Below are 24,621 nucleotides of genomic sequence, written 5' to 3'. Positions count from 1 at the left end.
CTTTCTTAACCATTTGGGACAAATACAAAAGTACTAAAACCAAAATTACCTGTTTTCAGGTACAACTTAAGACGCCCATTAATAAGAACTAAATCTACACGCGTAAAGATCTATCGACTTTACAGATTCTAATTTAGGTAAAATTAGCTTAGAAGTAGTTTGTACAAATATTTTAGAGAAGACAAATCCTATGAAATATCAGAGTATTTAAGATAATACCAATTGTTACCACGTCAAATTCAACATTTAGCAAAAAATATTTGGCAAATATGTAATAATGTTATTTATTTGTTAAACAGACTAGACCAGACTAGACTTGTAATTTAGAACGGTCAAACCTTAAATTACTCACTATTCACCTCTCAACTTAAACTAGAGCTTATGAAAAAAGCAGTTTTATTTTTTCTTTTATCGATATTCGCGCTTTGTGAAATATCTGCCCAAATTACGGTCTCAGGTATCGTAAGCGACAAACAGGGTATTCCCATACCAGCTGCCAACATTGTTGAAAAAGGAACGACCAATGGGGTTGTAGCAGATTTTGATGGAAATTTTAGTATTGAAATTCCAGAAGGGGCTACCTTAGTTTTCAGTTCTATTGGTTACGGAACTGTTGAAAAAGCAGTAAACGGCCAAACTACACTAAACGTTACCATGGCTGAAGAAGCATCACAACTAGACGAAGTAGTTGTGGTTGGGTACGGAACCCAAAAAGCAGTTAACTTAACTGGATCTGTAGAAACGGTTAAGGCAGAAGAAATAGCAAAACAACCCGTTGCACAGGCTTCACAAGCACTAGCTGGTCTTGTTCCTGGTCTTACCGCAACCCAATCTAGTGGTCAACCGGGCTCAGACGGTGCAGCTATCCGTATTCGTGGTGTAGGTACTTTAGGTAGCGGAGCAAAAAACAACCCACTTATTTTAGTTGATGGAATTCCTGACGATATTAATGGTTTAGACCCTAGTGATATTGAATCTATTTCTGTTCTTAAGGATGCTTCGGCTTCGGCTATATATGGTTCTCGTGCGGCAAACGGTGTAATTCTTATTACTACAAAAAGGGGTAAGGAAGGGAAAATATCAACCTCTTACAACACTTACGTTGGGGTACAGAGCATTGCTCAAAATCTACAATTCGCAGATGCTTTAGGGTATATGGAAGCATTTAACTCTGCTGAGCCTGGTGCATTTTCTGACGACGTACTTAACCAATACCGTTCGGGTAACGGAGTAGGTTCAGAGGCCTTACCAGATACGGATTGGGTTGGTCTTCTATTCAATTCAGCTGCTATTCAGCAATACCATAGTCTTTCTGTACGTGGTGGTTCTGAAAAATTGAAAGTAGCCAGCTCTATATCGTTCACCGATCAAGACGGTAACATTCCAAACTTTAAATTTCAAAGATATAATGGCAGGTTTAATCTAGATTATGCACTTAGCAAAAAATTAGACTTAGCATTTGACCTTAACTTCAGAAGAGAAGTCAAAAGTCAGCCCGCACGTTTAAATAATCTTACTCGTTCGGCATACCGTCTACAGCCACTCTTTGTAGCTTTTAATGATGATGGCACCTATGGTTCCGGTTTTGGTGGTAGTAATCCCGTTGCACTAGCTAATTCTACTGCAAAAGATGAAACCGTTTCAAATTACTTTAGAGCTTTGGCCAAAGTAACTTACAGACCATTCAACAATTTCTCAATTGCTGCAACGTATGCACCACAATTTTTTGACAGGGACCAAGATGATTTTAGAGCACGGTACACCTATTACGAAGGTTCTGGCGGTGTTGCTCAAAGCACTGTAGGTGGCGGTATTTCAGAAAGTTCACTTTTTAAGGAAACCTTTACCACGTTTCAAGACAACTTTAACGCAGTAGCTAACTGGGGAAAAGAATTTGGTGACCACAATGTTTCGGTTTTAGGAGGCTATGAATTTCTTAAATTCAATTCGGAAATATGGTCCGCTAGTAGAAGAGGATTTGTTCTAGACGAATTTAGAGGTCTCGATAACGGTTTACCAGATACACAGCTAAACTCTGGTAATTCAACCTTAAACGGGTTAGAGTCTTTATTCGGAAGAATAAACTACACGTACAAGAACAAATATCTTTTTGAAGCCAATGTTAGAAAAGATGCTTCTTCACGTTTTGCTGAAGGTTACCGTTCTGCAACCTTTCCTTCCTTTTCTGTGGGTTGGGTAGTATCAGAAGAGAAATTTCTTCAGGATAATGAAACCATCAACTTTTTAAAATTAAGAGCATCTTGGGGACAATTAGGAAACCAGTTCATTTTTGCAGCCAACAGAACGGACAATAACGGAGATGTTATTCAAGGTTCTGATGGTTCAGCTGTGGCTCAAGAGGTAAACTTCCCGTATACTTCTCTTTTCGGTCTTGGTAATGCCAATGCTGTTATTGGAGGTACTCCGGTAGTAGGTGGAGCCCAGTCAGTCTTGGCCAATTCACAATTGCAATGGGAAACCGGAGAAACCCAAAACGTTGCTATGGATGCCAAATTTTTCAACAGTAAATTATCTTTTACTGGCGAATATTACGTGCGTAAAACAAAAGATATTCTTTTAGGTGTTACCATACCAACATCTGTGGGTCTAGAAGCTCCAGTTCAGAATGCCGGTGAAGTTTGGAACACAGGATACGATATTAGTATTGGATGGAACGATACGATAGGTGAAGATTTCCGTTACGGAGTTAATCTTAACTACTCTGGTTTTGACAACGAAATCAAAGACTTGGGCGGTCTAAATCAATTACCTCCAGGTAACACAATAAACCGTGTTGGCGAAGAAATTGGTTCTATATACGGTCTAAAAGTAGATGGACTTTATCAAGAAAGCGATTTTGATGTAGATGGTAATCTTAATAGTTCATTACCATCGCCAGGATTTGGAGCAATCCAAGCGGGTGATTTAAAATATGCTGATATCTCTGGCCCTGATGGAGTTCCAGACGGAGCAATAACAAATGACGACCGTACCATTATTGGTAGTGACATTACTACTGAAAATTGGGGATTAGAGCTTTTCTCTGCCTATAAAGGTTTTGACCTTTCAGTATCATTACTTGGAGCTGGAGGACGTGATGTGGTATTGCAAGGTGATGCTGGTTGGGCCTTTTTTAACGCTGGAAAAATTCAGGAATGGCAAACGGATTACTGGACTCCTACTAATACAGGTGCAGCCTATCCACGTTTAACTCCAGGAAGTTCACACTCTAACTGGCGTGTGAATGAAACTTGGATGCATGATGCCTCTTATGTAAGACTAAGAAATATAACTCTTGGCTATAAGATACCTAGAGATGTATTGGATAAATTCAGTATTTCAGCTGCACGTATCTATCTGTCTGGGCAAAACTTAGCTACCTGGGATAACATGCCTGAAGGTATAGACCCGTTGACCCCACAGTTTTCCAGTGGTGCTTTTTACCCTGTTACCAAAGTTTTCACTATGGGCCTTAACGTAACATTCTAATCGTATAATTTCTTTACAATGAAAAACATAAAATATATCATCTTAATAAGTCTTAGCTTGCTGGTATTTCCTGCCTGTGAAGACAACGTATTGAACTTAGAAGACCCTGGGAGCCCTACGGATGCTACATTCTTCAGAACTGAAGCACAATTGGAAGTTGCTCTTACAGGGGTTTATGAATCCTTGAATTACGTGAGAAGCGTTCCTTTCCCTCAGTTATTAGATCACACCACAGACTACGCATATAATAGAGGTAATGTTGGCGGAACTGTAGCGGTAACGACAGGTGGAGTTACCTCTACCGAAGGTATTATAAACGGCTTCTGGGATAGTTTTTATACCGGTATACAAAGAGCGAACAACCTATTGACCAATATGCCCAAGGCCGAGGAAGCTTCTGACCCTGGTCGCTATGAGCAAATCAAAGCCGAAGCACTGTTCTTAAGAGCTATGTTTTACAGTTACCTGACCGAACTTTACGGTGATGTTCCTTTTAGAACCGAAGTAACTTCCTTGGAAGAGTTGGAGATTAAATCCAGAACGCCTAAAGCTGAAATCGTTGCAAGTATAATAGTTGACTTGGAAGAGGCGGCAAGTATCTTACCTCCTACTCAATCGGCAAATGAACGTGGGCGAGCCTCTGCTAATGCCGCTAATGCTCTAATTTCTCGTATTGCATTATATAATGAAGATTATGTATTGGCCGAAAGTGCCGCTCTTAAAGTGATGAATTCTGCCGAAACGCCTAGTTTGTTTCCTGATTATGAAGCTTTATTTACAGATGCCGGTGTAGGTTCATCAGAGGTGCTATTAGATATATCCTATATAAACGGAACAAAAACACATAGTCTGTCCCAAGTTCAAGGTAGTAGGTTTGGTGGATGGTGCCAATTGGTTCCTTCTCAGCAAACAGTTGATAGTTACGAAACTGTAAACGGACTACCTATTGATGAGGATCCTGCTTATGATCCTGCAAATCCGTTCGAAAATCGTGATCCTCGTTTGGCCGCTTCCATTGCCTTACCAAATAATATCTGGACAGGACATATCATTCAGCAACATAGTGATAGTATAGCAACCTGGCGTATTGAAGATGGCGCTAAAGTTGAACGTGTTTTCAATCCTAATGCGGCAAACCCAGCAGGTCGAAAAATAATTGACCCTGTAGATGGTACTGAATATGTAACCGGAGGCGCGAATCGTTTTACTGCATTTACCGGATATTTCTGGAAAAAATTCTCAGATGCACCTAGATTATTAGGGTCATTAACAGGCGGCCCTAGCCCTTTACAATCTGAGCAAACCATTTATTTAATGAGATATGCCGAAGTACTTCTAAATTATGCCGAAGCTAAAATTGAAGCTGGTACAATAGACGGAAGCGTTTTAAATGCTATGAATGATGTACGTGAACGCGCTTATAACAATAGCGGTTTCGCTTTTCCTGCAGTTACTACAACGGATCAAGCAGAGTTGAGAAAAATTATTAGAAGAGAGCGTAAAGTAGAGTTCGCAGATGAAGGACTTCGCCTATTTGATATTAGAAGATGGGGGGTTGCCGAAAAGGTTATGAACACTACCGTTTTTGGTGGTCCTGCCAATGGCTTTAGCAAAATTGGGGATTTAAACTATGTTCCTAGTATTGATGATGATGGGTATATAGATTACACTGGCGCACCTTCTCAGCCAAGAGTTGAAATGGGTAACTTAGATTACAGAGAGTTGGAAGAAAGAACCTTTGACGCCGGAAAACACTATTTATGGCCAATACCACAAGCAGAAATTGATGCTACGGAAAATGTAGTAACTCAAAACCCTGGGTATTAAAAATGTTTGTTAGTTTTTGTTAGTTTTTTCAAATAGGGGGTTCTAGTTTACCCCCTATTTCTAAATTACAGAAAATTAGAGTTAATAGTATATTCATCAAAAGAATGGGCACAATAGACATTACGGTTATACTTATTTTCACTTTGCTTGTCTTCGTATGCGGACTAAGCTTTTCAAAGTCGGGCAAAAACATGAAATCATTCTTTGCTGCGGGTGGGGCACTACCCTGGTGGATGAGTGGCCTTTCTCTATTTATGAGTTTCTTTTCTGCAGGTACTTTTGTAGTATGGGGCTCCATAGCATATTCCAGTGGTTGGGTTGCCATTACCATTCAAACCACAATGTGCATTGCCGGTGTTCTAATCGGTTTCTTCATTGCTCCTAAATGGCAAAAAACAAAAGCGCTTACCGCGGCCGAATTTATAACGGACCGTTTAGGGTACAGCACTCAAAAAATTTATACTTATTTATTTTTGTTGATATCCATCTTTACCACGGGTGCTTTTTTATATCCCGTAGCTAAAATTGTTGAAGTATCAACAGGTTTCCCTATAAGTACCAGTATTATCGTACTGGGTATCTTAATTTTAATCTATACCGCAGTTGGTGGTCTTTGGGCAGTAATTGTTACAGATGTTCTTCAATTTGTGGTACTTACCGCAGCCGTTTTAATTGTTGTTCCGCTTTCGCTGGATAAAATTGGTGGTATCGAAAATTTTGTATCACAGGCTCCTGAGAATTTTTTCAATTTGGTAAATGAAGAATACACTTGGGGTTTTATGGTTGCCTTTGGTTTGTACAACCTTTTCTTTATTGCCGGTAATTGGGCTTATGTACAGCGCTATACCAGTGTTGCCACTCCAAAAGATGCTAAAAAAGTAGGGTGGCTTTTTGGCGGACTTTATCTTGTAAGTCCAATAATTTGGATGTTACCTCCTATGATTTATAGAGTTCTAAATCCTGAATTAGGTGGTTTGGCAGATGAAGGCGCATACCTTCTAATGTGTAAGGAAGTACTCCCTGTGGGCATGTTAGGCTTAATGTTAGGCGGAATGATTTTCGCCACTTCCAGCTCTGTAAATACCACTCTAAATATCTCGGCTGGTGTATTGGCCAATGACGTTTACAAACATTTTAGACCCAATTCAGACGGAGATAAATTGGTGAAAGTAGGTAGAACGGCCACAATATTACTCGGTATTTTAACTATACTAATTGCACTACTCGTTCCTTATATGGGCGGTATCGTAGAGGTAGTTATGAGCTTAGCGGCCATAACCGGTGGAGCTATGTTTTTACCACCTATGTGGGCGTTGTTCAGTAAATATCAAACAGGTAAAAGTGCTTTGATTGTGACAGTCATTACTTTGGTTATCAATGCCTTTTTTAAATTTTTGGCCCCTACTCTGCTAAACTTTTCATTTGACAGAGCCCAAGAAATGGGATTTGGCATGGGTATTCCCGTAGTGCTATTAGCAGCATTTGAGGTATACGCGCGCTCCCAACAAAAGGCCACTGTAGAATACGACAACTATCAACTTAAAGTTGCTGAAAAAATTTCCGAGACGGAAGAAGAAGCTGCTGCCGGAAATAAAAAAGGTACTCGGGTTATAGGTATAGGCGTAGCACTTACCGGCCTAATGATTTTAATATTATCCTTTATTGCAAAAACAGGTGCACTCTTGGTTGGTGGTATGGGAATCCTGGTTTTACTTCTGGGTAGCTATATCATATTTAGAACCACCAAAAAAGATTCAGATTAAATAGTTATCACTTACTACGCTCCAAAAAATACCAAATCTAATTACTAAAGTACAAATTGCATTATATGATTTTAGAAGCCTATAGTTCCCAAAAAAGAATCACGAAAACCATACCGTTACAAAGTGACCTTGTCGTTGTTGGCGGTGGTCTTTCGGGAGTTTGTGCCGCAATTACAGCTGCTCGCTCAGGTTTAAAAGTTATACTCTTACAAGACCGCCCGGTTCTTGGGGGTAATGCTTCTTCTGAAGTTCGTCTTTGGAGTTTGGGCGCTACCTCACACATGGGTAATAACAACCGTTGGAGTCGTGAAGGCGGATTGATTAATGAAATTCTTTTAGAGAACCTTAAAAGGAACAAAGAAGGAAATCCGTTAATTTTTGACACCGTACTGCTCGAAAAAGTATACGAAGAAAAAAACATAACCCTACTCCTTAATACAGCTGTTTATGATGTTGAAAAAAATGATGATAATAAAATTAAAACAGCAACTGCTTTTTGTAGTCAGAACTCCACAACATACATAGCTAGTGCTCCCCTTTTCTGTGATGCTTCGGGTGATGGAATTATTGCCTTTATGGCCGGAGCTTCGTTTCGGATGGGTGCAGAAACCAAAGAAGAGTTTGATGAAGGTTTTGCCCCCAATCTTGAAGATTACGGTAACCTCTTAGGACATTCACTTTACTTTTACACCAAAGACATTGGTAAACCTATTACCTATACTCCTCCCTCTTTCGCCATAAAAAATGCAGAAGAACTTCCCCGCATCAAAAACTTTCAACTAGGAGATCATGGTTGTAAGTTGTGGTGGGTAGAACATGGTGGACGACTAGATACTATTCATCAATCAGAAGACATAAAATTTGAACTTTGGAAAGTTGTGTATGGCATTTGGGATTACGTAAAGAATAGCGGTAAATATCCCGAAGCCGCAAACCTTACCTTAGAATGGGTTGGGACTATTCCGGGCAAACGGGAAAGTCGCCGCTTTGAAGGTGATTTCATGCTTACCCAAAAAGACATTGTTGAGCAACGCGATTATTATGATGCGGTATCTTTTGGCGGTTGGGCTATGGATTTACATCCTGCAGACGGTATTTACAGCAAACACAATTCATGTACACAATGGCATGGTAAAGGGGTGTATTCCATTCCATACCGTTGTTATTATTCCAAAAACATAGATAATCTTTTTCTTGCAGGCAGAATCATAAGCGCAAGTCATGTCGCTTTTGGCTCTTCTCGCGTAATGCTTACCTGTGCGCACGGAGCACAAGCAGTAGGAGAAGCAGCTGTTATTTGTAAAGAGGAAGGTTTATTACCCCGAGATATTGCGTCCAAAGAAAAAATAGGAAAACTACAACTGGCCCTTAACAGAAACGGACAAAGTATTCCACGATTATTATTGGAAGACAAAGACGACTTGGCTATCAGAGCAAATATAGAGGCTAGTTCTACTTTAGCGTTTACCGGTTTTGCTGCTGCAGACGATTGGCAAGTACTAAAATTTGGATTAGCTCAAATGGTGCCTCTTAAAGCCAACGAAACTTACAGTTTTGAATTTGAAGTAGATGCTTTAGAAGCTACTAATTTAGAGCTTCAACTTAAAAGCAGTTCGGCTTGCAGTCATTTTACCCCAGATGTAATTATTGATAAAAAAGAGATCGATTTACAGAAAGGGAAGCAAAAAATCACTTTTACAACTACTAAAACACAAACGCAAGACCACTACTCGTTCTTCTGTTTAATGAAAAACGAAAAGATAAAAGTGCGTCTTTCGGATGAGCGTATAACGGGCTTAATGACCGTTGAGAACAAAGTAAACAAAGCGGTATCTAATTTTGGAAGACAAGACCCACCTGCAGAAATAAACGTTGATAGTTTTGAATTTTGGACTCCAGAAAGACGCCCAAAAGGTAAAAACATAGCCCTTAAGATGACAACTCCTCTGCTTATTTTTAAAGTCGATAATCTTAAAAACGGAGAAGTGAGACCCAATTCAAACGGAAGTACCAATGCTTGGGTAGCCAACATTGCCGATAAAACTCCAACGCTTGATTTAAAATGGGACGATAAAGTTGGTATTAAAACCATAAAACTCTTTTTTGACTGTGATTATGACCACGCTTTGGAAACTACCCTTATGGGACATCCAGAAGATATAATTCCTTTTGTGGTTGCCGATTACAAAATAAAAGATGGTTCTGGGAACACTCTAAAGGAAGTGAAAGGTAATTATCAAGCTATAAACACTATTGAACTAGACCAGGCTATTTCAACAGACAAGCTAACGTTTGAGTTCGTCAAAAAAGAAGATAATATACCTGTTTCTGTTTTTAAAATATCAGTTTATAACTAAACCCTATAAAATGATTAAGAACGTAATTGGGCTTTCTATATTTCTAATTCTAGGCATTACGCAGGTAATAGCTCAGAAAGAAAATAGTACCCAATTACCTGATATCAGCTCTTTTCATCAAGACCTTTTTGTTCCTGAAATAACGGAGGGAAAACCCGAAGCTGGTAAACGAGTTCGACAAACTTTAGGTTCATACCAAAACACAGATGTCTATCACTTAGTCTACCTGCCTACCAATTATAAAAAAAGTGAAAATTATCCTGTTATTATAGAATATCCGGGTAATGGACCATATACAAGTTCTTCCGGAGATGTTTCTACAGGCCAAGTAGACGGTTGTAATTTGGGGTACGGTCTTAGCTCAGGCAAAGATTTCATTTGGGTAAGCATGCCTTTTATAAGTGCTGATGGCAACGAAAACCAAAAATGGTGGTGGGGAGATATAGCAGCAACCAAAAAATACTGTATTGACACGGTTAAAGAAGTCTGTGCTAAATTTGGGGGTGATGCTTCCAACGTTATTTTAACTGGTTTTTCAAGAGGAGCCATCGCTGTTAACTATATCGGGCTTCATGATGATGAAATCTCCCATCTTTGGAAGGCCTTTATAGTCAATTCACACTATGACGGTTTAAAAACATGGGACTATCCAAATTCCGAAAAAACATATGCCCTTGCACGATTAAAACGATTGAACGGAAGACCACAATTCATTTGTTCAGAAGGTAATGGAACGGCAAAAAGTAAAAATTACCTGGACCAATCAGGTATTCAAGGAAACTTTACTTTTATGAACATCCCAGTTAGAAATCATACCAATACTTGGACTTTATTTGATTTAAAAGAACGAGAAAATATTAGAACATGGCTAGCGGAAACAATCAAAAAAAACTAAGAAAACATCAGTATAAAATGAAAAACGTATTCTACAAATCCACTTTGCTTTTTGGTTTCTTGTTCGTGCTTTTCTCCTGTAAGACTAGCTCAGGAGATGATAAGCTAAATCAAACCTTAAATTATGGCACTACTAAAGTGTCTTTGTTTACGGCTACGAACGGTCAGTTAGCATTTCAAATTACCAGAAATCAAAAAATAGTTCTAGACACTTCCCTCCTGGGCCTTAAAGTAAATGACAAACATTTAGGGAAGAATGTGGAAATAGCACTTCTGGAGCAAAAAGAAATACAGATACAATATCCGCTTAACGGAATTAAAAGTGAAGCCTCCTACACAGGAGATTTACACACTTACAAAGTTTCAGAAGCCGATGGAACCGACTGGAAATTAGAATTTCAACTTTCCAATGAAGGTGTCGCATATCGCTATATAGTTTCAGGCGGTGGCATCCAAAATGTAAAGGGAGAAGAAAGCAGTTTTAAAATACCGAGCCAAACCAAAGTTTGGTACTTTGAGCGCGATAGCGACTGGAAATTAAAATCCCACGCTGGTGAATGGCTTTCTGCCGATATTTCCCAAATGCCTACGGTTTCACAAATGGGTCCTATTCAAGGCTTGACTCTTACTTGCGAACTCCCACAAGGAGGGTATGCATTATTGGCCGAAGCTGCACTTTATAATTATAGCGGTATGCGTTTGGAAGCTGTTGGTAACAACACCTTTAAGGCCAATTTTGAAGAAGGTGATACCGGTTTTGATGTTTCGGGCAATGTAACCACACCATGGCGCTGTATTTTATTGGCAGACACTTTAAACGATTTGGCCAACAATACCATGGTAGCATCGTTAAACCCTGCTCCCGACCCCAAGTTATTTACGGACACCGACTGGATTAAACCCGGAAAATCCGTTTGGCACTGGTGGTCTGGAAAATATGTCAACTATAAAGAAGAACATGATATGGTTGATGACGCTCAGGCGCTAGACTTTTCATATTCCATGGTAGACGAAGGCTGGGAAAGGTGGCCAAATAAATGGACTAAGGTGACGGAACTCTCCAACTATGCGAAAGAAAAAGGAATCGGCATTTTTGTATGGAAGCATTCCAAGGAAATCAATTTTCCTGAAGACGATTATGCTGTAATGGGGCATTTTTTAGATAGCGTAAAACAAACCGGCGCCGTTGGGGTAAAAGTCGATTTTATGAACGGCCAGAGCAAAAGCATCATATCTTTTGATGAAGCATTATTAAGAAAAGCAGCGGAAAGACAATTGATGGTCAATTTTCATGGTTGCCAACAAAGCTCCGGAGAATATCGCACTTATCCCAACGAAGTTACGCGTGAAGGCATAAGAGGTTTAGAGGTAAACCATATGAAAGAAGGTCCTTTAACCGCTTCTCACAATGCTGCATTGCCGTTTACGAGATACGTAACCGGTCATGGTGATTATACACCGCTTGGGTTTACCGAGCCAGGAGAAACCACATGGGCGCATCAATTAGCTACTTTGGTAACTTTTTATTCTCCTTTTAATTGTATTGCAGAAAACACCCAATTCCTTTTAAAAACCAAAAGTTTTCAGCCCGCTTTGGGTTTTATTAAGACCGTACCTTCTGTCTGGGATGAAACCTTTGTATTACCTCAAAGTAAAATTGGAGAATTGGCAGCTATAGCTAGACGCACGGACAATGATTGGTATTTAGGCGTTCTACGAAGTGGAGCTGCCCAGAAAATGATTATCGATTGTAGTTTTTTAGGCGATGGCGAGTACACCGCGGAAATCTTTACTGACGATACCGAAGCCGAGCGCATTGATTTAAAAGGACTTAATAAAGAAACCGATTTAAGACAGTGGGACACAGCAGTGCCCTTTAAAAAACGTACCGAAACAGTTTCTAAAGATAAAACGATAATTATTCAGCTTGCCGAACACGGTGGTGCTACCATTAAATTTATCAAAAAATAAAGTCTAAAAAATTTAGAACCTATACTTAGAACCATTACGTATGAAGCTGATTAAAACATTTTTATTAGCGCTTATTTTAATGCCATGCAATATGATGGCACAAAGCAATACTAAAGCCCGTCCAAACATTGTTTGGATCATGTTGGAAGATTGGGGTCTTGACTTAGGCTGCTACGGTACTCCGGGAATAGAAACGCCCGTGACGGACAAATTAGCTTCAGAAGGCATACGCTACACTAACGCTTTTTGTACCTCGCCGGTTTGTTCAACTTCTCGTTCGGCAATGCTTACAGGCTACCACCAAAATTACATTGGCGCCCAACAGCATAGAACGGCCAAAGAAGACAAAAACCCTTTACCTTACGATATTGAACCGATGCCGGTTCTATTAAAAGAAGCTGGGTATTTCACTGCTTTAATGATCTATAACAAAACTGACGCCAATTTTAGTGGCGATTTAGGGTTTATGGGTAAGGATTGGAAAGAACGTAAAAAAGGTCAACCTTTTTTCGCTCAGATAACATTAGGAGGAACCCACAGAGCTTGGAACAGAGACCCTAAAAACCCTATTGACCCTGCTAAAGTAGAGCTTCCACCCTACTATGCAGATACACCTTTTGCCAGACGCGATTGGGCTAATGGTCTAGAACAAATGCAAGTCTGTGATCGCGAAATTGGAGGTATCCTAAAACGATTAGACAAAGAAGGTCTCGCCGAAAACACCTTGATTTTTCTGATTGGAGATAACGGCCGATGTCATATCCGTGGAAAACAATTTTTATATGACCCAGGTCTTCAAGTGCCAATGATTATAAAATGGCCTGGCAAAGTTGCACCTGCTCAAGTAAATACAGATATGGTCCAGACTATTGATATTACCGCTACTATTCTAGACGTTACAGGAGCCAAACCAAGACATGAGTTACAAGGGAAAAACCTCTTTCAAGAAGAATCCAAGAACCGAGAATACATTTTTGCTGCAAGAGGTAGAATGGGCGGCACTCATGATGCTATGCGTACTATTCGCTCTAAAAAATATAAATTAATCCATAATTTAATGCCAGAGCGTGCATGGTTGCAATACAGCGGTTATAAAGAGGATATGTATCCTATGTTGGCCGAGATGAACATCATGTATATGGAAGGAAAACTTAATGAAAACCAAGCCAAATTCTTTGCTCCAACAAAGCCTGAGTTTGAGCTTTTCGATATTGAAAAAGACCCTTACGAATTGAATAATCTTGCAAACGACTTACACTACGGAGACGTTAAGGATAAACTTTTGGAAGAATTATATGTTTGGAGAAAATCTATAAAAGATGAAGGTGTTTCCCAAGAATTTAGGGAAGGCGGTCTCTCTTCTAAATATCCTACTAAAACACTGGAAGAATGGAAAGAACGCTACGAAACTTGGAAGCCTTGGGTTTTTCGCGAACCTAAATCAAAAGTGAAACATCCGTTCGTTAAGAAAAACTATTAAACCTTAAAAAATTTATGAATTTGAAACATTTGGCATTCCGTATTCTCTTTCTTGTTGTTGGCATTTGTTGTGCCCAGACTGAAAAAAATAAACCCTCCAGTGAGGAACAATTTTTACTCAGCGGCGATTGGAAATTTCATGCCATTTATGGTGAAGGTTCAAATTATATTGATATTTCCGCAACTGCCGAAGATATCGTAATAGATAACACAGATCAAACTCAGGTTACGGTACAGGGTGAATGGAACACAAAAACAGAAGGAGAACGTGGCTCCGGTTTTTTTGGTGAAAATTACTTACAAAGGGATTTTAAGACAGGGGAATCCGAAGGTAATTATGTTCGTTATAGCCCAGATTTATTACAATCTGGACTATACGAAGCTTTTGTTCGTTTTCCGTTTGCATCACATTTAACGGCAGAAGTGAATGTTAAACATGCCAACGGGACCGCTCCTTCTTATTTCAACCAACGTAATCGGTGTGACCAATGGTTGAGTTTGGGTGTTTTCAGTTTCAATACTTCTGATGATAATTTTATTGAAGTAACTGCAATTACAGGTAGTTCTGTGGCGGCGGATGCCGTGATGTTCAGACCAGTTTCTAAGGATAAAATGGACGCTTCCGTTACTGAGAAAGCGACTATATTTCAATCGGATTTTGATGATTCTAACTGGAATGACTTGAGCGTTCCGGGACATTGGGGAATGCTTAATGAATTTTCAAACTACACAGGAAAGGGTTGGTACCGCAAAAACTTCAATCTTCCTAAAAACTGGAAAGCGAACACAAAAGAAAGAGTGCGCCTTAAGTTTGACGCCGTTTACCACATTGCCAAAGTCTTTTTAAACGGAGAACTGGTGGGCAGTCACCAAGGTGGCTTTACCCCCTTTGAATTTGATGTAACCGATAAACTGAATTTTAACGGGCAGAATGTTTTGGCCGTAGAGGCAGACAACAACGCGTTAGTAGGTGCTACTTGGAACTGGGGCGGAATTATCCGAGATGTCCATCTAGTCAAAAATAATGATGTTCGCATCAGTTATCAGTATATTCATGCAGACCCTGACCTAAAAAGAGGTTCGGCCAATTTGCAACTTAAAATCCGCGTTAAAAATTCATCGGCACAAAAGAGAACTATATTACTAGCTTCTACAATTGACGAAGCATCTATGCCCGACTTACAGCATACAATTACCATACCTGCAAACAGCACAAAAGAAGTTCAATTAGCAACTACATTGTCTGCAAACGATGTTAAATTATGGCATTTTGATACGCCCAATTTATATCACATTACAACTACCGCTACCGAAAACGAGCAAGTCTTAGATACTCAGAAAGACCGTTTTGGAATTAGAAAAATAGAATTGACAGATTCTCAATTAATTCTAAATGGAGAACCTGTACGTCTAGCTGGTTTTAACCGCGTGAGCGACCATAGGTATTGGGGCTCTTCTGAACCGCAATATTTAATTAATAAAGATGTGGACCTCATGAAAAATGCTGGTGCCAATTTTATGCGAATCATGCACGGTACACAGAATAAAAAATTGATTGAACGCTGTGATGAAAAAGGGATTCTAATCTTTGAGGAAGTCAATGTACGTGAGCTTACCAATCCTGAGTTTACACCTCCGCACTACCCTTTGGCCAAACAATGGTTGAAAGAGATGATTGAAAGAGATATTAACCATCCCAGTATTATTGGATGGAGCGTGGGCAATGAACTAAAAGACCATTTTGATTATGCCAAATTGACGATTGATTATGTCAAAAATGAACTGGACCCACATCGTCTGGTTACTTGTGTGAGCAATAGCGGTTGGAAAGATTCGGCTACTCCTGAGAACGACCCCAATAGTTTAGTGGATATCATTATGCACAATCTATATCCGTTTCAAGGCAAGCCAGATGAAGTATTTAAAACCTTGCGTTCTAAATGGCCCAACAAACCAGTTTTCATCTCGGAATATGGTATAAAACCTATGGCTACTACTTCGCTGGATGGTGATATTCCAGAAATATCGGAATGGAACACAAGTCTACGAGGCAAGAGTCCTTTTGTAATTGGAGCATCCTTATGGACATTCAATGACTACCGAAGTGGTTATGCTGCTACCTCACCAGAGGAAAACCGAGTTTGGGGACTTGTAAATACCTGGCGCCAAAAGCGAAAATTATATAATCGAATAGAAAATGAACATAGCCCTATTCAACAAATTAAAGTATCAGATTTAGATGCAAGAAAAGGAAATGCAAAGATAATAATTACTCCTAAAAACTCAGGAGACTACCCTAGCTATAGTTTAAAAAATCACCTTTTAGTATGGTCTGTCCATGATTCAAAAGGAGACACATTGGCTAAAAAAACTATAGAAATGCCGGTATTAAAACCGGGAGCTGGTCCAACAGAAAATAATATTGACTGGAAACCATACTTAAGTGACATCTCTAGCTTACATGTAAATCTGGTTTCGCCAAATGGCTACAATCGGTTCCACAAAAGTTTGGCTATTGCTGTTCCTGAACAACCTTCCATTTCTAAAATTGAGTCCGGAAATACATCGGTTCGGATTCATTTTAATTCTGTATTTGGTGCGGACGCCTATCATATTATTCATCAAAACACCAGTGGTGAGCTCGTGAAATCTGAAAAAACTACAGCCAATTTCTTAGAAATTGAAAACTTGGAAAACGGAAAAGAATATATTTTTCAGCTCATTGCTACAAATGAAAAAGGTATAAGTAAACCTTCCGAAACACGAACCGGAAGCCCCAGCGGCAAAGAGCTTCCGCCCGTAATCTGGGATGCTTTTCTAGTTGGGGATAAACTTGTAGTTGGTTATTCTGGTAAGACAGATGACACGAGTTATGTGGTACGATATGGTACGCGTTCAAGTTATCTTCCTTTCAAGAATGCGACCAGAACACGAGGTATGACGGTAATCGATTTTGAAGGTGATGACCCACATTTTGTAAGCATCATGAAAAAAACCAAAAACGGAGAAAGTGAATGGTCTAAACCAAGGTATGTGTACACATTGAGAAATATTAATAGAAAACAACTCTGAAAATTCAAATTAACTGTAAAACAAATAGCGAGTTAAGAGCTTCTCTTTCATAACTCGATTCAACAAAAAGAATATAACTATGAAAAAACTATATATAATCGCGGCCTTCGTGACTGCCTGCTTGTTCTTTTCTTGCAAAAGCGAAAAAAAATCCAGTTCGGAAACTACTATGGCAAATAATGAAGTGTCCGCTACCAAAGCAGTTCCCGACTACAAAATAGAATTCGGAAAAGTTTCACCGGAGTCCATATTCAGGAATGACAGTCTCAGTATTTGGGGCGGTTCTATGGTAAAAGGCGAAGACGGACTTTACCACATGTTTTACTCCCGATGGCCTAAAAATATTGGTTGGGAATGGGTAAACTATTCCGTAATCGCCCATGCGGTATCAGAATCGCCCTTTGGTCCATTTGAGCATAAAGATTTTGCCTTACCGGACCGTGGTACAGAATTCTGGGATGGTTCTACGACCCATAACCCAACTGTGCATAAGTTCAACGGAAAATATTATCTGTATTATATGGGTAATACAGGAGATAAGAAAATTGTAAGTGTTCCCGGTAAACCCAAGATTAACTGGGTACACCGTAATAACCAGCGTATAGGCGTAGCTGTAGCGGATTCACCCAACGGACCATGGAAGCGATTTGACAAACCTGTTTTAGATATCGCACCTAACGAAGATGCCCTAGATGCTTTAATGACTTCTAATCCTTCCGTATGTCAAATGACAGATGGTAAAATCTTGATGGTGTATAAGGCTGTGGGTAAAAAAGACCCACTTCCAGGAGGTGGACCCGTTGTTCATATGGTGGCCATTGCAGATTCTCCTACTGGTCCATTTAAGAAATACCCGGATCCCGTTTTTACTTTTGAAGGTGAACGTTTCCCTGCCGAAGACCCCTACATTTGGTACCAAGATGGTAAATACAGAGCCATAGTAAAACGTATAAAACACGAAGGTAAAACTCGCGAATTCTCTTTGGTACATTATGATTCTGAAGATGGGATACATTGGAATACCGCTAAGAATTTTGAAATCTCAAAACGTATTGTTGAATGGGAAAATGGAAGAAAACAACAATTTGAACATTTAGAACGACCACAAGTGTACATGGAAAATGGTGAACCAATAGCGCTTCTATGTGCTGCAGACACCCTTGATGCCAATGGTATACGTGAATCTTTCAATATACAGATTCCGTTGAAAGTTGAAAAAATAGCTAACTAAAGTTAGTATTCCAAAACAAACTAAGTTCAAACTATAAAACACTAAACATGAATATCAATCCTTTTCTTAAGTGTTCCGCACTGAGCATTCTAATGGCTAGTGCACTTATCGCTTGTTCAGACCAAAAAACGGAAGTTAAGTCGGCTTCAACGGAAGGTTCAACACCAAAGGAACACCAAGTTTTTCCTCATAAAATGCCTTCCGAAAAACCTGATATGCCATTAAGCGCAGCAGCAGAACGTATGTTCAACTATCCTACGCCACGCGTTCAGGATAACGAGCTTTTTTCTCAATTTAAATACACTCGTTTAAAAGGATTTGATTATCACAACGGAGATGGAACTGTTTCTAGACGTGATCCTTCCAGACCAATTTTGGTAGACGGAAAATACTATTTGTATTATACAAAAAGAGATACCAAAGTACCACCAATTGGTTGGAACCGCGCTGATGAAGCTACGGATGAAATTCCATCTACGGATTGGGATTTGTGTGATATTTGGTATGCTACCAGTGAAGACGGAACCACATGGAAAGAAGAAGGCGTAGCCATTGGAAGACCAGAAAAACCAAAAGCCGGATGGCGTTCAGTAGCCACACCGGATATTTTGATATGGAAAGGAAAATACTATTTATACTATCAGGCTTTTAATGAGCCTAGTGGATTACGAGGAGATTGGTGTCCAGTATCCGTCTCGTCCGCAGACTCACCGAGTGGCCCTTGGACACATGGAGGTGACTCGGTAATTCCCTTTGGAAAAAAAGGAGAATGGGATCAAGACGCTACGCATGACCCACAACCCATTGTTTACAAAGGAAAAATTCACTTATACTATAAAGCAGCTTATAACAAATGGCCTGACATTCGCGATAAATATGCAGTTGGCCATGGTCTAGCTATTGCCACTGACCCTTTAGGTCCATTTGAAAAACACCCTTTAAACCCGGTGATGACTTCTGGGCATGAGACCACCTACTTTCCGTTTAAAGAAGGTGTGGCAACGTTGGCGATAAAAGATGGTAACGAAAGGTACACTATGCAATATGCAAAAGACGGTGTTAATTTTGAAATTGCTTCTGTGGTATCATTAGCACCTACTGCAGCAGCTCCTTTTGCTGCAGATGCCTTTACGGATTCAGGTGATGGAAGAGGAGTTTCTTGGGGGCTTTGCCATTTTACCAATGCCAGTAATACGCCTAAAAAAGGATATTCCATTATGGCCAGATTTGATTGCGACTTGAGCCTAGACGTTGATGAACCTTCGTATAAAAAAACAGGTGTATGGCACAAACCTGAAGTTTATTTTGCACAGGCACCCAAACAAAATAAGAACCCAGAAGGGCGATAAGGATTTGCTTCAATATAGAATTATAACAGTCTAATTTCTGATTGTTAAACAATGGTAAAAACCTAATTATTATCTTAAATTTAGCAAAGGACTTTTTTGTTGGATAGCGCCTTAATATATCCTCTTTTACACAGAAAAGTCCTTACCATAGAATACAAACTACCAAACCACTGTTTACATGAACAACTCATCTATTTTTCTCGCTTTCATTACGTTGCTTTCCTTTAATTTCTCCATTGCCCAAAACCAAGATAAAGACCGTCCCAATGTAGTTTTGGTTTTTATTGATGACGAGGGTTATGGTGATGTGGGCGTATATGGCGCTACAGGATTTGAAACACCTAACATTGACCAACTGGCCGCAAAAGGCACTCGTTTTACTAATTATTACTCTGCGCAACCAGTTTGCAGTGCTTCAAGAGCGGGAATATTGACAGGGTGTTATCCCAATAGAATCGGGTTTTCCGGTGCTCTATTTCCAAGACATGAAATCGGCTTGAACAAAGATGAACTTACTATTGCAGAAATATTCAAAGAACAAGATTATAAAACGGCTTGTTTTGGAAAATGGCACTTGGGATGGCAGAAAGAGTTTTTACCATTACAACATGGTTTTGATGAATTTGTTGGCTTACCCTACTCTAACGACATGTGGCCTCACGACAGTGCTACGGGAGAACATCTTTCTGCAGAGAAGAACAGAGCTCAGTTTCCTGATTTACCAATTATAGAAGGAAACGAAACCATAGCGTACGTTAAAAGTTTAAAAGACCAAGATAAATTGACCTCCCTTTATACAGAAAAAGCGGTAGATTTTATAGACAGAAATGCCAGCGAACCCTTTTTTCTCTATGTACCGCATACCATGGGCCATATACCTTTGGGCGTATCGGACAAATTTAGAGGCAAGAGTGAGCAGGGTCTTTATGGCGATGTTATGATGGAGATTGATTGGTCCGTAGGTGAAATAGATAAAGCCTTAAAACGAAATGGTGTTGCGGATAACACTATTTTTATTTTCACAACGGACAACGGGCCATGGTTAAACTACGGTAATCATGCAGGCTCCTCGGGAGGATTAAGAGAAGGAAAAACCACCAGCTGGGAAGGCGGGCAAAGGGTTCCTTTTATCATTCGGTGGCCTGGAAATACTCCAGAAGGGACTGTTTCTCATAAACTGGCTTGTGCGGTAGATTTGCTTCCCACATTCGCGGCGATTACCAATGGAAAACTATCCAACAATAAAATAGACGGCTTAGATATATCATCTCTTTGGAAAGGACAATTTTCAGAAACGCCTCGTAACACCATATTATATTATCACGGAAAGAACAACCTAAACGGAGTTAGAAAAGGCAATTGGAAACTCGTGCTTCCCCATACCTATAGCAGCTATAACGCAGAAAGTGGTAACGATGGGTATGGCGGAAAGAGAATAAAGACTGTTGTAGAACAGCCAGAACTTTACAATATGATGCGTGATCCAGGAGAACGGTATAATGTAATCGCCTATCACCCGGAAAAAGTAAAAGAACTGATGGTTGTTGTAGAAAAAGCTCGCAAAGAATTGGGCGACCTAAATGTTAATATTGAATCTGGAACCGAAAACAGGGAGATAGGCAAATTATAAAGAACACCTTGCTACTCTTCAACTAATAAAATTAATAAATACCACTATATGAAACTGAATAAACTAATCTGTTTGGCTGCTTATCTGCTACCCTTACTCACCATTGCCCAAGAAAAGAAACCTAATATTGTCTGGATTTTTTCTGATGATCATTCCTACCAAACTATTGGTGCTTACGGTGGTAGACTGCAAAGTTTGAACCCAACTCCCAACATAGATAAACTGGCCGCAGAAGGAATGCGTTTTGATAAGGCCTATGTTGAAAACTCAATCTGTGCACCAAGTAGAGCTACCTTATTAACAGGTAAAATGAGCCATCTTCACAAGAAGCTAGATAATACCAAGAATACAATTTTTGACCATGACCAGCAGCAGTTTCAAAAAATACTACGTACCAATGGTTATCAAACTGCTATGATTGGGAAAATTCACCTTCCGGGAAAAATGCAAGGTTTTGATTATTGGGAAGTACTTCCTGGACAAGGGAAATACTACAACCCGGATTTTATAACCGAAGAAGGCGATACAAACTATAAAGGCGAATACGTTACCGACGTTATTACCGACCGTGCCCTGAATTGGTTAGAAAACGAACGAGACCAAGACAAGCCATTTATGATGATGGTACACCACAAAGCTCCACACCGTAATTGGGATCCGGCAGAACGCTATATGGACAAATATGAGGATATAGAAATCCCTGAGCCAGATAACTTTTTTGACGATTACGCTACACGTACTACGGCCGCTCATAAGCAAGAAATGGATATTGCCACAAGCATGAAAATTGATTCCGATTTAAAAGCCGAAGGTGAACGTTATGCTAACGACCCAAGGTATAAAGAACGTTACGCAAAATTTGCCCAAGACAATCTTAAAGGCAAAGAGCTTGTTAAATGGAAATACCAAACATACATGAAAGATTATTTACGTTGTATTTGGTCTGTAGATGAGAGTGTAGGTGAAATAATGAAGTCGCTTAAAGAGCAAGGTCTTGACGAAAATACGATAGTAATCTACTCTTCTGATCAAGGTTTTTATATGGGTGAACACGGTTGGTTCGATAAACGTTTTATGTACGAAGAATCGTTTCGGACACCGCTTATTGTAAAATGGCCCGGAACAGTTAAGCCTGGAAGCGTAAATACCAATTTGGTACAAAACATTGACTTTGCCGAAACCTTTCTTGACCTTGCCAATGCTCCTATTTCAGATGATATGCAGGGTAAAAGTGTAGTGCCTCTTTTAAAAGGAGAAGCCCCTAAAAACTGGCGTAAATCTATGTACTATCATTACTACGAGTATCCTGGAGCACATGCAGTTCGTAAGCATGAAGGTGTTGCCAATAAGCGTTATAAGCTTATCCGTTTTTACGGAGAAGATGTTCCAAACGGGGAAGAATGGGAATTTTATGATTTGGAAAAAGACCCTTCGGAAATGGACAATATATACAACTCATCTGCTGCGGCAAAGCAAGTTTTAGAGATGAAAAAAGAGCTTGGTAAACTAAGAGTTCAATACGCGGTAAACGAGTAAAAAAGCATCAAAAACAGAATAACTAAAGACCGATGAAAAAAACACTCCTAGCCGCATTATTATGCGCCACTGCTTATTGTACAGCACAGGAAACAACTATTGATTCAAAAAAGTATGAACCCTATGTCAACCAATTGGGTTATAACTTAGGAGAATCCAAACGTTTTGTGTGCTATGGTGCCGAAAATGATACACCTTTCCATATTTTGAATGCCACCACTTCCAAAGTAGTATTTGAAGGGAAAATGTTGAATAACGAAGGATGGTTTTCTGAGTTTGAGCCAAAAGAAACTCAAGACGAATTTGTAATTAAAGTTGATGGGCATGGCAGTTCGGTTCCTTTTTTAGTAGCGGATTATCTGCTTGAAACGGCATCCTCAAAACTAGCTTATGATTTCTTTGTTGACGCCCGGGGATTCGATGATTTGAGCACCTATGATATGGCTGCCGTATATGGTGGTGGCCCAACACGTGATGGAGGGGCTTACGGACTTGAAACCATTTTTGAAATATTGCAGTACGCAAGTAATCCAGCCCTATTTGATAACTGGAAAACTGAATTGGGCGATAAAAAAGTAGCCGATGTTATAGACCTCATTCTCTGGCATGCTGAGTTTGCTTACAAATATGTTGATTATAATGGTCCCGTAAAAACCCGTCACGGTACTTTAGGTTATCAGGGGGAACCCAGAATGAACTATGATTATTGGAATAGTTTAGACCAACTGGCAGTGGTCTGTGCTGCATACCACTCATTTCTAAAACCCTATTTAGCCGAAGAAACCTATCAAAAATATAGAAAGGTCTGTTTGGATAATTGGGAGGCCTATGACCGCCATAAAGTAGTCCGGTTCTGGACATACAGTACCAAATGGGTAGATGAAGGCTTTCAAGAATTCAATGAAATGGGCAACGCCTACGGACAATCGGTTTTTCGTAATCTTTTTATGTACGAGTCCGAAAGGCATGAAAAAGATGGCTCTCCTGAGAAGTTTTTAAAATGGGCACAATCCGGTGCTTCGGATATAATAAAGAACTGGGATTTTAATAATCCACGTCATATGTGGTGGATTAGAAATGCCGAACATATTACGCCTCAGGCCCTAGCATATTTTCTTCTTTTAGCTCCAGAAAAGGCACCTGAGGGAACAAAAGAAAAACTAGAAGGTTGGGCGCTTCATATAAAACAAAAAAGCAATAATTTTTGGAAATACCGTAAGCACAGTGAAACGGAATGGGCACATTCAAAGACTAAAGAATTAGGAGGGGCTCCTGCTCTTGGCGGTTCTATGTTTGCCATAGCTCATCTTTTGAATGACCCTGAGCTTAGGGCGTTAGGTTGGGCTCAGACGGATTTTGTTTTTGGAGTTAATCCTGTAGGCACGCACCTTAGCAATAAAAGCGATGCACGTGTAAAAATTGGCGGGTACTGGAACGGTGTTGAAAAAGGGTGGCCACAATCCCACCCACATGGTTATGGAGAATTAGGTAACGTTAGGGGTACATTAGATGGTTCTCCATTAGACAGTCAATTCCCGATTGCTGAAAAAGTTGATGCAATTGAAGGAAAGAATGAAGGTCGGGTTTTTGGTAAAAATGCCTACGCAACTGAAGGTTGGGGAGTTTCTAACCGCGGTTGGCAAGCCACCCTAACCTTTGCTACATTAGGTAGCCACAAACTTCAAGTTTTTGATGGAGATTTTAAAGAGGAAATCTCAACTATAAAACCAGGCCAAACCATTACCGTACAACTAAACGCCGCCCTAAATATTGATAGAAATGCCATAGATAAAGGCTGGGTGATTGTAAAACAAGGTGAAAGGATTGAAAAAATTCAGCTTGCGGAGACGGGTCTAAATACTGGAATATTTGCTTCCGAATTCAAAATACCTAAAAATACGAACGTGAATTTTTTAGAGTTATCTTACGGTTTCTTAGGCTTTGAAAAGAAACTTAAATTAGACGTTCAACACTAAATTAACCTCATTTTTAACATGAAATATTTTTCCAATCCCCTAGTATT

13 protein-coding genes are annotated in these 24,621 nt (G+C 39.7%); all 13 read left to right on the top strand.

All coding sequences use genetic code 11. The features are described 5' to 3' along the window. The first annotated feature begins 381 nt into the window (after positions 1–381). The 13 genes from IWB64_RS13250 to IWB64_RS13190 all read left to right on the top strand — a co-directional run bounded on the left by IWB64_RS13250 (position 382) and on the right by IWB64_RS13190 (position 24,574). Positions 382–3,489 carry a SusC/RagA family TonB-linked outer membrane protein gene (locus IWB64_RS13250; protein ID WP_194534450.1) on the top strand — a complete coding sequence of 1,036 codons (3,108 nt, stop codon included), beginning with the start codon at positions 382–384 and terminating at the stop codon, positions 3,487–3,489. 18 nt (positions 3,490–3,507) lie between these two features. Next, positions 3,508–5,316: a RagB/SusD family nutrient uptake outer membrane protein gene (locus IWB64_RS13245; RefSeq protein ID WP_194534449.1), complete on the top strand. Its 1,809-nt coding sequence runs from the start codon at positions 3,508–3,510 to the stop codon at positions 5,314–5,316. Between the two features lie 191 nt (positions 5,317–5,507). Further along, positions 5,508–7,079 carry a sodium:solute symporter family protein gene (locus IWB64_RS13240; RefSeq protein ID WP_226975882.1) on the top strand — a complete coding sequence of 524 codons (1,572 nt, stop codon included), beginning with the start codon at positions 5,508–5,510 and terminating at the stop codon, positions 7,077–7,079. A gap of 65 nt (positions 7,080–7,144) precedes the next feature. Beyond that, positions 7,145–9,436, top strand: coding sequence for an FAD-dependent oxidoreductase (locus tag IWB64_RS13235; protein ID WP_194534447.1), 2,292 nt, complete (start codon positions 7,145–7,147; stop codon positions 9,434–9,436). 10 nt (positions 9,437–9,446) lie between these two features. Continuing rightward, positions 9,447–10,331 (top strand): hypothetical protein, encoded by an 885-nt coding sequence (locus tag IWB64_RS13230; protein WP_194534446.1) that lies wholly within the window; start codon positions 9,447–9,449, stop codon positions 10,329–10,331. Between the two features lie 17 nt (positions 10,332–10,348). Further along, positions 10,349–12,301, top strand: coding sequence for a glycoside hydrolase family 97 protein (locus IWB64_RS13225; RefSeq protein ID WP_194534445.1), 1,953 nt, complete (start codon positions 10,349–10,351; stop codon positions 12,299–12,301). Between the two features lie 40 nt (positions 12,302–12,341). Further along, complete coding sequence (locus IWB64_RS13220; RefSeq protein WP_226975881.1) at positions 12,342–13,781, top strand: sulfatase family protein; 1,440 nt, start codon at positions 12,342–12,344, stop codon at positions 13,779–13,781. Positions 13,782–13,795: 14 nt separating this feature from the next. Then, positions 13,796–16,852: a glycoside hydrolase family 2 TIM barrel-domain containing protein gene (locus IWB64_RS13215; protein WP_194534444.1), complete on the top strand. Its 3,057-nt coding sequence runs from the start codon at positions 13,796–13,798 to the stop codon at positions 16,850–16,852. 79 nt (positions 16,853–16,931) lie between these two features. Next, positions 16,932–18,083, top strand: coding sequence for a glycoside hydrolase family protein (locus tag IWB64_RS13210; protein WP_226975880.1), 1,152 nt, complete (start codon positions 16,932–16,934; stop codon positions 18,081–18,083). A gap of 47 nt (positions 18,084–18,130) precedes the next feature. Further along, positions 18,131–19,432: a glycoside hydrolase family 117 protein gene (locus IWB64_RS13205; protein ID WP_226975879.1), complete on the top strand. Its 1,302-nt coding sequence runs from the start codon at positions 18,131–18,133 to the stop codon at positions 19,430–19,432. Between the two features lie 178 nt (positions 19,433–19,610). Further along, positions 19,611–21,062: a sulfatase family protein gene (locus IWB64_RS13200; protein ID WP_194534443.1), complete on the top strand. Its 1,452-nt coding sequence runs from the start codon at positions 19,611–19,613 to the stop codon at positions 21,060–21,062. 48 nt (positions 21,063–21,110) lie between these two features. Beyond that, the gene (locus IWB64_RS13195; protein ID WP_194534442.1) at positions 21,111–22,598 is read left to right on the top strand and encodes a sulfatase family protein; all 1,488 of its coding nucleotides are present in this window, start codon (positions 21,111–21,113) and stop codon (positions 22,596–22,598) included. A gap of 32 nt (positions 22,599–22,630) precedes the next feature. Continuing rightward, positions 22,631–24,574, top strand: coding sequence for a cellulase N-terminal Ig-like domain-containing protein (locus tag IWB64_RS13190; RefSeq protein ID WP_194534441.1), 1,944 nt, complete (start codon positions 22,631–22,633; stop codon positions 24,572–24,574). The last annotated feature ends 47 nt before the right edge of the window (positions 24,575–24,621 follow it).

This window comes from Zobellia nedashkovskayae, from assembly GCF_015330125.1.
In the GTDB taxonomy this organism is placed as follows: Bacteria; Bacteroidota; Bacteroidia; order Flavobacteriales; family Flavobacteriaceae; genus Zobellia; species Zobellia nedashkovskayae.
The sequence above is the reverse complement of the archived record's forward strand: the minus strand, read 5'-3'. Positions and strand labels throughout refer to the sequence as shown.

Bases quoted from the DNA above. Each gene is read 5' to 3' on its own strand.
- IWB64_RS13250 (WP_194534450.1), top strand. From the start codon at position 382: ATGAAAAAAGCAGTTTTATTTTTTCTTTTATCGATATTCGCGCTTTGT.
- IWB64_RS13245 (WP_194534449.1), top strand. From the start codon at position 3,508: ATGAAAAACATAAAATATATCATCTTAATAAGTCTTAGCTTGCTGGTA.
- IWB64_RS13240 (WP_226975882.1), top strand. From the start codon at position 5,508: ATGAAATCATTCTTTGCTGCGGGTGGGGCACTACCCTGGTGGATGAGT.
- IWB64_RS13235 (WP_194534447.1), top strand. From the start codon at position 7,145: ATGATTTTAGAAGCCTATAGTTCCCAAAAAAGAATCACGAAAACCATA.
- IWB64_RS13230 (WP_194534446.1), top strand. From the start codon at position 9,447: ATGATTAAGAACGTAATTGGGCTTTCTATATTTCTAATTCTAGGCATT.
- IWB64_RS13225 (WP_194534445.1), top strand. From the start codon at position 10,349: ATGAAAAACGTATTCTACAAATCCACTTTGCTTTTTGGTTTCTTGTTC.
- IWB64_RS13220 (WP_226975881.1), top strand. From the start codon at position 12,342: ATGAAGCTGATTAAAACATTTTTATTAGCGCTTATTTTAATGCCATGC.
- IWB64_RS13215 (WP_194534444.1), top strand. From the start codon at position 13,796: ATGAATTTGAAACATTTGGCATTCCGTATTCTCTTTCTTGTTGTTGGC.
- IWB64_RS13210 (WP_226975880.1), top strand. From the start codon at position 16,932: ATGAAAAAACTATATATAATCGCGGCCTTCGTGACTGCCTGCTTGTTC.
- IWB64_RS13205 (WP_226975879.1), top strand. From the start codon at position 18,131: ATGAATATCAATCCTTTTCTTAAGTGTTCCGCACTGAGCATTCTAATG.
- IWB64_RS13200 (WP_194534443.1), top strand. From the start codon at position 19,611: ATGAACAACTCATCTATTTTTCTCGCTTTCATTACGTTGCTTTCCTTT.
- IWB64_RS13195 (WP_194534442.1), top strand. From the start codon at position 21,111: ATGAAACTGAATAAACTAATCTGTTTGGCTGCTTATCTGCTACCCTTA.
- IWB64_RS13190 (WP_194534441.1), top strand. From the start codon at position 22,631: ATGAAAAAAACACTCCTAGCCGCATTATTATGCGCCACTGCTTATTGT.